This is a genomic window from Amycolatopsis sp. NPDC049252 (genome assembly GCF_043197175.1).
In the GTDB taxonomy this organism is placed as follows: domain Bacteria; phylum Actinomycetota; class Actinomycetes; order Mycobacteriales; family Pseudonocardiaceae; genus Amycolatopsis.
In genome coordinates, this window is the sequence record NZ_JBICSQ010000003.1 from 308,208 (window position 1) to 320,696 (window position 12,489).

Here is a 12,489-nt window from a genome sequence, read left to right on the forward strand (position 1 = left end):
AGGGAGTGACCGTGATCGACGAACCCGGGTCACCCCGGCGGGCCGAGCTGCTGGACGCGGCCTACGCGTACGTGGTCGAACACGGCCTGGCCACGCTCTCGCTGCGGCCACTCGCCAAGGCCACCGCGACCAGCCCGCGCGTGCTGCTCTACCTGTTCGGCTCGAAGGACGGCCTGGTCGCGGAGATCCTCGCCCGCGCCCGCCGGACCCAGCTCGACCTGGTGGCCGGGCTGGTCGCCGACGGGCGGCCGCGGTCGCTCGACGAGGTCGTCCTGCAGCTGTGGGACTGGGCGTGCGTGCCGGAGCGACGTGGCGCGTTGAAGCTGTTCTTCACCGCGTACGGGCTTTCGCTGGAGGGCGAGCCGGGGCCGTGGGCCGGGTTCGCCGAGCAGTCGCTGGCGGAATGGCTCCCGGTCCTGGCCGGCGTCCAGCGCGGCGTCCCGTCCGCGGAGGCGGCGGTCCGGGCCACGCGGGCGCTGGCCCTGCTGCGCGGACTGCTGCTCCAGCTGGTCGCCGGCGGCGATCCCGACGTCCTACGCGCCGCCCTGACCTGCTGAGTCCTTCGTCGAAACGGCGTATCCTCGGCCCCATGAAACGGACCTCGTTCGCGCAGTGGCCGTGCTCGATCGCGCGCACCATGGATCTGCTGGGCGACTGGTGGACCCCGCTGGTGCTGCGTGACGCCTTTTACGGCGTCCGCCGCTTCGACGAGTTCCAGCAGGCGCTGGGCATCGCGCGCAACACCCTCGCCGACCGGCTCAAGCGGCTGGTCGACGAAGGGCTGCTGGAGAAGGTGGCCTACCAGACCGAGCCGGTGCGCTACGACTACGTGCTCACCGAAAAGGGCCGCGACTTCTACCCGGTGCTGCTCGCGATGACCCGCTGGGGCGACCGGTGGCTCGCGGGCGAGGCCGGGCCGCCGATCACCGTGCACCACCTGGCCTGCGGGCACGACACGCACGCCGAAATCGTCTGCGCCGAATGCGCGCAGCCGATGACGCCGGACGACACCCGGATGCGCCGCGGTCCCGGTTTCCCGCCGCGGCTGGCGCAGCGCCCGGACGTCGAAGAGCGGTTCGCGCGGCAGGAGTGAGATTGACAGGGTAGGTCTATCTACGCAACTATCGTGGTCAGAGGCTCACCGAGGGGAGAGGCGACCACGATGGAGTGGACAGGCGCGCGGTACGCGGACAAGCCGACGGCGGAGGTCTCGACCTGGATCGACGCCGCGCCGGAGGTCGTCTGGCCGGTCGTCTCCGACATCGGGCTGATGCCCTCCCTGAGCGCCGAACTCCAGTCCGTCGAATGGTGCGAGGTCGGTCGTACCTTCGTGGGCAAGAGCAAGCACGACGCGTTCGGCGAGTGGGAGACGACCTCGTACGTCGTCGAGTGCGAGGAACCGCGGGTGTTCGCCTGGGCGGTGCAGGATCCCGCCGAGCCGAGCTCGGTCTGGAGGTTCACCCTCGAACCCGACAGCGGCGGCACCCGCCTCTCGCAGTGGATGCAGATGGGTCCGGGCCGGTCCGGCCTGTCGTTCGCCATCGACCGGATGCCCGACAAGGAACAGAAGATCGTCTTCGTCCGGCTGCGGGAGTTCGAAGCCGCGATGACCGGCAACCTCGCCGCGATCAAGGACCGGATCGAAGGCTCGTGAAGACCGCGACGACCGTCGAGTTCTCGAAGGACACGCGCACGACGCTGGACTTCGTGCTGGAGGCGGAAAAACTCGGCCTCGACGTCTGCTGGGTCGCCGAGGCGTGGGGCTCGGACGCGCCGTCCGCGCTCGGTTACCTCGCCGCCCGCACCGAGCGGATCCGGCTCGGCTCCGGCATCATCCAGCTCGGCACGCGCACGCCGGTCGCGATCGCGCAGGCCGCGCTGACGCTCGCCGACCTGTCCGGCGGCCGGTTCGCCCTCGGCCTCGGCGCGTCCGGGCCGCAGGTGATCGAGGGCCTGCACGGCGTGCCGTTCGCCAAGCCGCTGACCCGGATGCGCGAGACCGTCGAGATCATCCGCCGGGCGTTCGCGGGGGAGAAGATCTCCTTCTCCGGCCAGGCTTTCGAGATCCCGCTGCCCGGCGAAGCGCGTCCGATGCGGCTGTCGGCCGAGCCGAACCCGGACATCCCGATCTACCTGGCCACGCTCTCGCCGAAGCTCCTCGAGCTCACCGGTGAGGTCGCGGACGGCTGGCTCGGCACCAGCTTCGTCCCCGAAGGCGCCGACGCGTACTTCTCCCATCTCGACGCCGGGCTCGCGAAGTCGGGCCGCACGCGGGCGGACATCGACGTCTGCCAGGGCGCCGAAGTCGCCTTCGCCGCCGACGAGGACGAGCTGCGCACGATGGTCGGCGGCCGCAAGAAGGAACTGGCCTTCAGCCTCGGCGGGATGGGCTCGGCCACCACGAACTTCTACAACAACGCCTACAGCCGCCAGGGCTGGGCGGACGTCGCCGCCGAGGTCCGCGAACGCTGGCAGGCGGGCGACCGCGACGGCGCCACCGCGCTCGTCACCGACGAGATGGTGCTCGGCACCACGCTGATCGGCACCGAAGAGATGGTCCGCGAACGCTTGCGCGTCTGGCGCGACACCGGAATCGACACCGTCCGGCTGTACCCGGCCGGCGAAACGCTCGAAGCGCGGCTCACCACCTTGGGGCGCGCGCTGGACCTGCTCTGAAGGGGAACGCCATGGCCGACTGGCACCGCACCGCGTGCAGCCTCTGCTACCTCAACTGCGGGCTGGAGGTGCAGCTCGACGGCCGGAAGATCACCCGCGTCCGCGGCGACAAGGAGCACCCGCGCTCGGCCGGGTACCTCTGCCAGAAAGCCCAGCGCCTGACCTGGTACGGCGACCACGAAGACCGCCTGACCACCCCGCTGCGCCGGCGTCCCGACGGCACGCACGAGCCGATCGACTGGGAGACCGCGCTCACCGAGATCGCCGCGAAGCTGCACGAGGTCCGTGCCGCCGACACCGCGGCCGGACGTCCCGGCTCCTTCGCCTACGTCGGCGGAGGCGGCCAGGGCAACCACTCCGGCGGTGCGTACGGCGCGTCGCTGCTGAAGTGGATGAACTCGACCCGGCACTTCAACGCGCTCTCGCAGGAGAAGACCGGCGACTTCTGGGTCAACGGGCAAATGTTCGGCTCGACGTCCGTGCACACCGCCGAGGACGTCGAACACTGCGACCTGCTGGTCGTGCTCGGCTGCAACCCCTGGCAGGCCCACGGGTTCAGCAACGCGCGGCACGCGCTCAACACGATCAAGAACGACCCCTCGCGCAAGATGCTCGTCATCGATCCCCGGCGCACCGAAACGGCGGAGATCGCCGACCTGCACCTGCCGCTGCGCCCGGGCACCGACGCCTACCTGCTGGGCGCGATCCTGGCCCTGCTGCTGGAGCGGGGTGGTGCCGACGCGGAGTTCCTCGCCGCGCGCACCGAAGGCTTCGGCGAAGTCGCCGCCGTGCTGGCGAAAGTGCCGGTGGACGAGTGGATCGCGCACGCCGAAGTGTCCCGTGTGGACGTCGAGCGGGCGGTGGACCTGATGCTCGAAGCACGGGCCATGGTGGTGCGGGTCGAGCTGGGCATCCAGCAGGGGCGGCACTCGACGTTGAACAGCTACCTCGAGAAACTGCTGTACCTGCTCACCGGCCACTTCGGCCGCCAGGGCACGAACAACCTGCACTCGTGGCTGCTGCCGCTGTGGGGTTCGACGACCGGGCAGCGGTCCGAAGTCACCGGGTTCGAGTACATCGGCGGCCTGCTCCCGGCGAACACCCTGGCCGAGGAGATCCTCACCGAGCACCCGAACCGTGTCCGCGCGTTGTGGGTCGAGTCGTCCAACCCCGCCAACACCTTCGCGGGCACGAAGGACGTCGAACGCGCGATCCGCGCCGCCGAGCTGTCCGTCGTCGTGGACATCGCCTACACCGAGACGGCCGCGCTGGCGGACTACGTCCTGCCCGCCGCGTCCCAGCACGAGAAGTGGGAGTTCACGCTCTTCACCTTCGAGTGGCCGACGAACTACTTCCAGCTCCGGCGGCCGCTGCTCGACCCGCTGCCGGGCACGCTCGTCGAGGCCGAGATCTACACCCGGCTGTTCGACGCGCTCGGCGTGCTGCCCGCGTCCGACGTCCTCGCTTCGCTGGCCGCCGGACCGCGTGAGGACCTGCAAGCCGGGCTCGGGGCACTGGTCCAGGCGATGCCGGAGCGCGCCGCCATCCTGCCGGTGCTGCTCTACCGCACGCTGGGCGCGTCGCTACCCGACGGCGCGGCGTCGATCGCGCCGCTGTGGGCGGGTTGCCAGCGGGCCGCGAAGTCGATGACCGTGCCGGTGCAGCGCGCGCTGGGCAGCTCCGCCACCGGGCCGGCGCTCGGCGAGGAGCTCTTCGACCGGATCCTGGCCGGCCCGACCGCGTTCTCCGCCCACCAGCAGGACGAAGTGTGGAGCCTGATGCGCCGCGAGCGCGTCCGGCTGGCCGTGCCGGAACTGCTCGACTGGTTCGCCGCGCTCGACCCGGACGCCGAACGCCCGGATCCGGCGTTCCCGTTCTCCCTGCTCAACGGGCAGCGCCGGGCGCACAACGCGAACCAGATCCTGCGGGACCCGCGCTGGCGCCGCACCGACCCGGACGGCGCCTTGCGCGCGCGTCCGGAGGAACTCGCTTCGATCGGCGCGGCAGCCGGCGACTGGGTGGCGGTGGTGACCGCGGCCGGCCGGGTGGTCGTCCGCGCCGAGGAAGATCCCGGACTGCGGCCGGGCCAGCTCGCGCTGCCGCACGGTTACGGCATGGCCCACCCCGACGGCCACGGCGGCCGCGTGGTCAGCGGCCCGCGGATCAACCTGCTCACCGACGCGCTCGACCGCGACCCGATCGCGGGCACCCCGCACCACAAGGACGTCCCGGCGCGGCTCGAACCGGCGACGGACGAGGAGCGCGCGCGGGCGGAGGCGGACAGCACGCGGGTGCGCGAAACCGTCGTTAGTGGACGGTAGCCGGCTGCACCGCGGCCGCCTTTCGGTCATAGTGGGATGCCGACCGAAGGGAAGTCCATGCGCAAGATCGTGTCGAACCTTCTCATTTCGCTGGACGGCGTGGTCGAGGCGCCCGACAAGTGGTCACTGCGGTACTGGAACGACGAAATCGGCCGTGCGATCGGCAGCGGGATGGCCGCGGCCGACGCGATGCTGCTCGGCCGCGTCACCTACGAAGGCTTCGCGGAGTCCTGGCCCGGTAAGGACGACGAAGGCGCAGAATTCATGAACAGCGTCCGCAAGTACGTGCTGTCGTCGACGTTGTCCGACGTGAGCTGGAACAACTCGGTCCTGCTGACCGGCGACCCGGTCGAAGCCGTCCGGGAGCTGAAGGCCGGGCCCGGCGGCGACATCATGACCAGCGGCAGCACCGTCGCCGTGCGCTGGCTGCTGGCCGAAGGCCTGGTCGACGAGCTCAACCTGCTGCTGTACCCGGTCGTCGTGGGCCGCGGGAAGCGGCTGTTCCCCGGGGAGGGGCCGGGTTTCCCGTTGGTGCTCAAGAAGTCGGCCACCTTCGGCAACGGGGTCGTCCAGCTGACCTACCTCCCGGCATGAATACTGGGCGTTCGGGGCGGGCGTGTCGTCCGTTCCGGTGCGCGTGTTCGCCTCCTGGGTACGCGTGTCGTCCGTTCGCGTACCTGCCTCGGCGCGGAAGCCGCTCGGGTGCGTCCGAGCCCGCGTCGAAGAAGAACCTCAATTCACCCCTCGCCCCTGGTCCTTCCAGAACGGCTCCCGCAGCTTGAACTTCTGGATCTTTCCCGTCGCCGTCCGGGGCAGCTCGTCGAGGAACTCCACGCGCTTCGGGCACTTGTACCCCGCCAAGTACGAACGGCAGTGCTTGATCAGCTCCTCGGACGTGACGGTCTCGGAGGTGACCACCAAAGCCGTGACCAGCTCGCCCCACTTCTCGTCCGGGATGCCGATCACCGCCGCCTCGCGGACCGCCGGGTGCGAGCTGAGCGCGTCCTCCACCTCGATCGACGACACGTTCTCGCCGCCCGAGATGATCACGTCCTTCTTGCGGTCGGCGATCGTCAGGTAACCGTCCTCGAACGTGCCGCCGTCGCCGGTGTGGAACCAGTTGCCCTCCTGCACCCGCGCGGTCTCGTCGGGGTTCTCCCAGTAGCCGTCGAGGTTGTGGTTCGACTGCGCGAGCACCTCGCCGTCGGTGTCGACGGAGATCCGGACACCCAGCGCGGGCGTGCCGGCACGGCCCAGCAGCTTCGCCTGCTCGTGCGGGTCGAGGCCGGCCCACTCGCTGCGCATCCGGTTGACCGTGAGCAGCGGCGCCGTCTCGGTGAGCCCGTAGATCTGGATGAACTCCCAGCCCAGCTCGGCCCGCACCCGCTCGATCGTGCGGGTCGGCGGCGGCGCGCCGGCCACGACGATCCGGACGCGGTCGCGGCCGGGGATCTCACCCTCCCAGGCGGCGGCGCCGTCCAGGGCCGCCGAGACCACCGCGGGCGCTGCGCAGAGGATCGTGACGCCGTGCTCCTCGATGCGCCGCAGGATCTCGGTGCCGTCGACCTTCCGCAGCACGATGTGCCGCCCGCCGAGCCCGGTCACCGCGTACGGCATGCCCCAGCCGTTGCAGTGGAACATCGGCAGCGTGTGCAGCAGGACGTCGTTGTCGCTCAACGTCGTGTGCAGCCCGAAGACGGCCGCGTTGAGCCAGATGTTGCGCTGGGTCAGCTGCACGCCCTTGGGCCGCGCCGTCGTGCCCGACGTGTAGTTGATCGTCGCGGTGGCCGATTCGTCACCCGCCCACGGCCGCGGGTCGCCGTCGCCGCCCCAGAGCGTCTCGTCGTCGCGGCCCAGCACGAAGACGTGCTTCGCGGTGACGGTGTCGAGCAGGTGCTCCAGCTCGGGGTCGACGATCAGCACCTCCGCGCCGGAGTGCTCCACGATGTACTTCACCTCGGCCGGCGCGAGGCGGAAGTTCACCGGCACCAGCACCCGGCCCCAGCCGGAGACGCCGAAGAACGACACGAGCAGGCGGGCGGCGTTGTGCGACACCATCGCGACACGCCCGCCGACCGGCACGCCCAGCGCGTCGAGGTGGGCCGCCTGCGCGCGGGCCCGACGCGCCACCTCCCGGTAGGTGAGCGAACCCCAGCTCGGCGCGGGCTGGTTCGGCTCGTCGACCACCGCGACGCGGTCCGGGTACACCGCCTCCGCGCGGTCGAGGAAGTCCCGGACACCCAGATCGAAGAACACGCGCCTTCCCTTCGTCGCCCCTGCCCCGATGATGACTGTTCGCAGGTGCTCGCACCAGTCCGATGTGGTTGGCTGGCCGGTGATGGACTTCGACACGGTGGCCGGTGAGCTCTACGGGGGTGACCTCGCGGAGTTCGTCAGCGCGCGCAACGCGGCGGCGAAGGCGGCGAAGGCCGACGGGGACCCCGACCTCGCGGCGAAGATCAAGGAGCTGCGGAAGCCGACCACGGCCGCCGCGATCGTCAACCGGCTGGCCCGGGACGACCCCGACGAGCTGCGTGAGCTGGCCGAACTCGGCGACGAGCTGCGGGACGCCCACACCCGCCTGGCCGGCGACGACCTGCGTGCGCTGACCCGGAGCCGCGGCGAGCTGGTGCGGCGGATCGTGCGCGGCCTGGCCAAGATGAGCGACACGGTCGCGCGGGAGGTCGAGGCGACGCTCGAAGCCGTCGCGGCCGACCCGGACACGGCCGCCCTCGCGCTGGCCGGGCGCCTGACGTCGGTGGCCCACCAGGACGCCGACCAGTGGTTCACCCTCGCCGCGAGCGCACCGGCTGCGTCGACCGGCAAGCGCCCGGCGAAGCTGGTGGAAAAGGCCGAACCGGCGCGGCCGAAGCGGTCGTCCCGGACCGGGAAGACCGAAGAGGACCGTCGGCGCGAAGAGGAGGAACGCGCCGAGCGGGAGCGCGTCCGCGCGGAACGCGAGCGCCTGCGCAAGGAGGCCGCCGAGCTGGCCAAGGAGCGGGCGGTCGTCGAGCGTGATCTGGTCCGCACCGAACGCGCGGCCGAGCAGGCCACGGCCCGCGTCGAAGACCTCCGCACCCGCTTGGCGGAGGCCGAAGAACGCGCCGAGCGCGCGACGGCGGAGTTCGAAGCGGCGAAGGAAGCCTACGAGCAGGCCGACGAGGCCGCGAACGAAGCGCAGAAAGCCGCCGACGCCGCGCGCTGATTCCGTGCTACCGTGGGAATGCGCCCCGGATGGGCCTACGCACGGAGGTAGTGGCTACTCAGCCCCCTTGAGATCGACACGTCGGTGTCTCTCCTCTTTTCCCTGCCGTGGGACAAGTGTGCCTCCGTCGTGCCCTCTCACGCCTCCGATCACTCCACATCGGAAGGACCACGCGAGTTTGATCCAGCTCACCACGACCGGTGCCCGCACCGGCCGGAAACACCGCGTCACCTTGGGAGCCCTGCACATCGACGGACAGCTGGTGGTCGTCGCCTCGGCGATGGGCCTGCCCAAGCACCCCGCCTGGTACCACAACATCCGCAAAAACCCTTGGGTGACCGTGGAAGCCGGCACCGAGACGTTCGAGGCGATGGCGGCCATCGCCCCCGACCGCGACGCCTTGTTCGCCAAGGTCGTCGAGCAGCAGCCGGGCTTCGCGGACTACCAGGCCCGGACGACCCGGGTGCTGCCGGTGATCGTGCTGCACCGGCTGAGCTGAGCGAGCGCCCGTCGTCGTAACGCGGTTCTGCCGGCGGCTGATCAGAGCAGCACGTCGGCGAGGATCCGGTGGTGCTCGGCCTCCGCCTCCGGCGTGGGGCCGAGCACCTGAACGGCGACATGGTCGGCCCCGGCGTCCACATGGGACCGCAGGCGCTTCGCGATGCTCTCGGACGTGCCGTGCAGGACGAGGTCGTCGATCAGGCGGTCACTGCCGTCATCGGCGACGTCCGCCTCGGTGTATCCGTGGCGCCGTAGGTTGTTCACGTAGTTGCGCAGCCCGAGGTACGGCTCGCGCACGAACGGGCGGCCGATCGCGCGCGCCGCCACCGGGTCCTCGCCGACGACCACTTTCTGTTCCGGTGTCAGCAGTTTGCCGGGGCCCAGCACCGACCGCGCGTGCCGCGTGTGCGCGACCGGCACGAGGTAGGGGACCGCGCCGGCGGTGCGTTCGGCGGCGAGCTTCAGCACACGATCGCCGAGCGCGGCCAGGATCCGGGCGTCGACGGGGACACCGGCCGCGTCCAGCCGGTCGAGGTAGCCGACGATCTTGTCGTACGGGCTCTGGTACGCCGCGACCGACTCCGGGTGGCCGACGCCGATGCCCAGGAGCAAGCGCTTTCCGTACCGGCCGGCCAGCCGGTGGTACGACTCGGCCAGGGTTTCCGGCTCGTCGGCCCACATGTTCACGATGGCCGTCGCCACGGTGATCCGCTCGGTCGAGGCCAGCACGTCCTCGACGAACGCCAGGTCGCCGACCGACGCGCTGCCGGTGCCGAACCAGACCGTGCCGTACCCGAGCTCGTCGGCCGCGACGGCGTGCGCCTTGCGGGTCGCGTCGTCGCGGTGCGGGGCCAGGAACACGCCGAACTCGTTCACTACATTCGCCATAGGCGTGAATGTAGCAAATGTAGCGTCAGCTGGCGAGGCGGTGGAGCCACTCGCGCAGCAGCTGCCGCTCGGTGGTCGTCAGTGCGTCGACGTCGTCCTCGAGCGCGGTCGACAAAGCGACCGCGAGGGCGCCCGTCGACGACCCCGCGGCCGGGCCGTCGGTGAGCAGCCCGGCCAGCACGGAGTCCCGGACCTGCGCGGACATCGCCAGGTCACGGGCACCTTCGGGCTGGGCGATCAGGCTGAGGGTGACCCCGCTGTTCGCCGCCGCGAACTGCCGCGCGGCCTCCGTCGCCTCGACCCGCAGCCGCCCGGCGCGGGCGAGCGGCGTGAACAGCTCCAGCAGCATCGCCTCGGCGCTGCTGGTGAGGTTGCACGGCACACCGGGCTCGATCTGGCCGTAGAGCAGCACGTAGAACGCGGGGTTCTCCAGGCCGTACGCGACGTGCCGGTCCCAGCCCTCGCGGATCCGCGCCACCGGGTCGCCGCCGGTCTCCGGCGCCTGGACGTACTGGGTGAAGCCGTAGTTCACGACGGCGTCGAGCAGGCCCTGCTTGCTGCCGAAGTGGTGGTAGAGCGTCGGGGCCTGGACGCCGGCGCGCTCGCAGATCGCCCGCGTCGACACCGCCCCGCCGTCCGCTTCGTGCAGGAGCTGCCCGGCGGCCAGCAGGAGGCGGTCGCGGGTGGAGGTGGCGTTGCTCGATCGTCCGGCCATGTAGCAATTGTAGCGGCGAGTTGTAACGTCAGGGGTGACCGTCGAGCTCGCGCAGCCGCAGCTGAACCCGGCGAAGGCCGACGAAGGCGTTCAGCACGGCCGGGTCGGTCGCGAACGTCGCCGGGCGCACCGACCGGTACCCGTCCAGCAGCGCCTCCCGCAGCTCCGCGTGCTGCGGGAGGTGGGCAAACGCGTCGACGGTCACCGCCAGGTCGTAGGCGTAGTGGCCGAACCCGCAGTCGTCGAAGTCGACCACCCGCACCCGGCCGCGGTGGAACAGGTAGTTCTCCTGGTGCAGGCCGCCGTGGACGAGCCCGAACACGTCGGCGCCGAACCCGAGCGCGGACCGCACGGCCCGGACCCGCCCCAGCGCGGCGCGGGCGCCCTCGTCGCCCCCGGCCAGTGCGACCGCCCGATCGACGACGGTGTCCGAGAAGCCGTCCACCTGCGCCCGGCCGAACGCCGTGAGGTCGTCGGCCCGGCCGCGGTCGAGGCCGTTCATCCGGGCGCCGTGCCGGTGCAGCCGCGCGGTGAACTCGCCCAGCCGGTACAGCTGCGGCGCGCTCAGCCGCTCGTCGAGGAACCGGCCCTCGAGCCAGCGGTACAGCGCGCAGGTGCGCGGTTCGGGCACCGCCGGGTCGGCGACGACGGTGGCCGCGTGCCGCTCCCGCGTCGGGACCGGCCGCGGCACCGCCAGGTCCGTCTCGCGGCACAGCGCGGCGAGCCAGGCCATCTCGGCCCGCACCTGCGCGACGCTCGGGCCGTCCGGCCGTTCGATCCGCAGCACGTACCGGTGGCCGTCCGCACCGTCGACCCGGAACGCCGTGTTGCGCCCGCGGGGCAGCGGCGTCAGCCTCGCCACCGGGACGTCGTACTCGGTCAGTGCCGCTTCGGCCAGCCTCCGCAGCCGCCGGGTGCGCCCCGCGCGGTCGAGCTCGGCGAACGGCCGGGTGTTCGCCTGGAAGTCGGCCATCGACCACGTGGTCAGCTGATCGACCGTTCGGGTTCGCGGGCGTGCGAGACGAGCTCGATGGTCGGCGTGTGGCGCCCGCCGCCGAGCCGCTCCACCCCGCGCAGTCCCTCGACCAGCCGCTCGACCTCGGTGTCCGGCCGCACTCCGAAGCGCATGAACTGGCTGGTCATGCCGATCTTGTTGCCGCACTGGCGCACCAGCAGGTGGTGCTCGGCGAGCAGGTAGTCGCAGAGCTCGGCGCCGTCGACCGAGCCGGGCAGCTTCACGAGCAGGAAGTTCGCCTGCGACGGGTACACCGTCAGCTCCTGGAACTGCCCGAGCTGCGAGTTCATCATGAACCGGTCGAGCGCCAGCCGCTTGAGGCTCTCCTCGTACTCCGCGCGGCGCTCGGCGAGCATGAAGATCACCGTCTCGGCCAGGGCGTTCAGGTTCCACTTCGGCAGCGCGGCCGACAGCCGGCGGGTCAGCGCCGGGTTCGACACCTGGTAGCCGAACCGGATCCCGTGCAGCCCGAAGTTCTTCCCGAGGCTCTTCAGCACGATGACGTTCGGCCGCACGACGGCTTCGGCGGCCACCGACGGCGCCATCTCGACCTCGACGAAGTCGATGAACGACTCGTCGATCACCACGAGGTCGAGGTCTTCGAGGGCGTCCATGAACCGGATGACCTCGCGCCGCGGCAGGTACCCGCCGTCGGGGTTGTTCGGGTTGCACAGCACCGCGACGCGCGAGCCGCGGCGCTTGATGAACTCGATGTACTCGTCGACGCGCAGCTCGAAGTGGTTCGCTTCCTTGAGCAGGAACATGTCGACGCGCTTGCCGGTCTCCAGCGGCTGGTCGGTCCAGCGGCCGAACGTCGGGATCGGCACCGCGACGCTGGAGTCCACCAGCAGCTGGTCGATCCAGGTGATCAGCTCGGTGGAGCCGTTGGCCAGGGAGATCGTCGACGGGTTCAGCCGGAGCACGTGTGCCAGCTGCGCGGTGATCGCGCCGGCGTCGCTCGGGTAGAACTTGAGGATCGTGCGGAGGTTGCGCTCCAGCTCCCCGAACATCTCGTCGGTCGGGAAGTACGGGTTGCACGGGATGCAGAAGTCCGCGAGATCGTCGCCGTGCCGGCCCATGGCCCGCATGACGGAGAAGAACGACGGGCTGTGTGCCTGGCTCTGCTGGAAAAGGCCGCTCGTGGTCATGCCGTGCCGCACGTGGTCTC

General features: G+C 71.1%; 13 protein-coding genes. 8 read left to right on the forward strand and 5 right to left on the reverse strand.

Going from position 1 to position 12,489, the window contains the following annotated elements:
- Window positions 1-11 precede the first annotated feature (11 nt).
- From ACGFMK_RS06975 to ACGFMK_RS07000, 6 genes are all read left to right on the forward strand, one after another.
- Window positions 12-557, forward strand: coding sequence for a TetR/AcrR family transcriptional regulator (locus ACGFMK_RS06975; protein WP_392759153.1), 546 nt, complete (start codon window positions 12-14; stop codon window positions 555-557).
- Window positions 558-589: 32 nt separating this feature from the next.
- Window positions 590-1,093, forward strand: coding sequence for a winged helix-turn-helix transcriptional regulator (locus tag ACGFMK_RS06980; RefSeq protein ID WP_392759154.1), 504 nt, complete (start codon window positions 590-592; stop codon window positions 1,091-1,093).
- 69 nt (window positions 1,094-1,162) lie between these two features.
- Window positions 1,163-1,654 carry an SRPBCC family protein gene (locus ACGFMK_RS06985; RefSeq protein WP_392759156.1) on the forward strand — a complete coding sequence of 164 codons (492 nt, stop codon included), beginning with the start codon at window positions 1,163-1,165 and terminating at the stop codon, window positions 1,652-1,654.
- Window positions 1,651-2,676: an LLM class flavin-dependent oxidoreductase gene (locus ACGFMK_RS06990; protein ID WP_392759158.1), complete on the forward strand. Its 1,026-nt coding sequence runs from the start codon at window positions 1,651-1,653 to the stop codon at window positions 2,674-2,676. The genes ACGFMK_RS06985 and ACGFMK_RS06990 overlap by 4 nt, the downstream gene beginning before the upstream one ends.
- Window positions 2,677-2,687: 11 nt before the next feature.
- Entirely contained in the window at window positions 2,688-4,997 is a 2,310-nt protein-coding gene (locus ACGFMK_RS06995) for a molybdopterin-dependent oxidoreductase (protein WP_392759160.1), read from the forward strand.
- 57 nt (window positions 4,998-5,054) lie between these two features.
- Window positions 5,055-5,591: a dihydrofolate reductase family protein gene (locus ACGFMK_RS07000; RefSeq protein WP_392759161.1), complete on the forward strand. Its 537-nt coding sequence runs from the start codon at window positions 5,055-5,057 to the stop codon at window positions 5,589-5,591.
- 138 nt (window positions 5,592-5,729) lie between these two features.
- Here ACGFMK_RS07000 and ACGFMK_RS07005 read toward each other — a convergent pair whose 3' ends face one another.
- Window positions 5,730-7,253 (reverse strand): AMP-binding protein, encoded by a 1,524-nt coding sequence (locus ACGFMK_RS07005; protein WP_392759162.1) that lies wholly within the window; start codon window positions 7,251-7,253, stop codon window positions 5,730-5,732.
- Between the two features lie 82 nt (window positions 7,254-7,335).
- On the opposite strand from ACGFMK_RS07005, the gene ACGFMK_RS07010 reads away from it, so the two are divergent.
- Together ACGFMK_RS07010 and ACGFMK_RS07015 are read left to right on the forward strand one after the other, a co-directional pair.
- Window positions 7,336-8,202 carry a hypothetical protein gene (locus ACGFMK_RS07010; protein ID WP_392759164.1) on the forward strand — a complete coding sequence of 289 codons (867 nt, stop codon included), beginning with the start codon at window positions 7,336-7,338 and terminating at the stop codon, window positions 8,200-8,202.
- Between the two features lie 178 nt (window positions 8,203-8,380).
- Window positions 8,381-8,701: a nitroreductase/quinone reductase family protein gene (locus ACGFMK_RS07015; RefSeq protein WP_392759166.1), complete on the forward strand. Its 321-nt coding sequence runs from the start codon at window positions 8,381-8,383 to the stop codon at window positions 8,699-8,701.
- Window positions 8,702-8,742: 41 nt separating this feature from the next.
- Here the strand turns inward: ACGFMK_RS07015 and ACGFMK_RS07020 are convergent, their stop codons facing one another.
- The 4 genes from ACGFMK_RS07020 to ACGFMK_RS07035 are packed head-to-tail and all read right to left on the reverse strand — an operon-like array spanning window position 8,743 to window position 12,481.
- On the reverse strand, window positions 8,743-9,591 hold the full coding sequence (locus ACGFMK_RS07020; protein WP_392759167.1) for a TIGR03620 family F420-dependent LLM class oxidoreductase: 849 nt from the start codon (window positions 9,589-9,591) through the stop codon (window positions 8,743-8,745).
- Between the two features lie 25 nt (window positions 9,592-9,616).
- Complete coding sequence (locus ACGFMK_RS07025) at window positions 9,617-10,306, reverse strand: TetR/AcrR family transcriptional regulator (RefSeq protein ID WP_392759168.1); 690 nt, start codon at window positions 10,304-10,306, stop codon at window positions 9,617-9,619.
- 28 nt (window positions 10,307-10,334) lie between these two features.
- A complete protein-coding gene (locus ACGFMK_RS07030) occupies window positions 10,335-11,279 on the reverse strand; it encodes a phosphotransferase enzyme family protein (protein ID WP_392759170.1) in 945 nt (314 codons plus the stop codon).
- 11 nt (window positions 11,280-11,290) lie between these two features.
- Window positions 11,291-12,481 carry a pyridoxal phosphate-dependent aminotransferase gene (locus ACGFMK_RS07035; RefSeq protein WP_392759172.1) on the reverse strand — a complete coding sequence of 397 codons (1,191 nt, stop codon included), beginning with the start codon at window positions 12,479-12,481 and terminating at the stop codon, window positions 11,291-11,293.
- Window positions 12,482-12,489 lie beyond the last annotated feature (8 nt).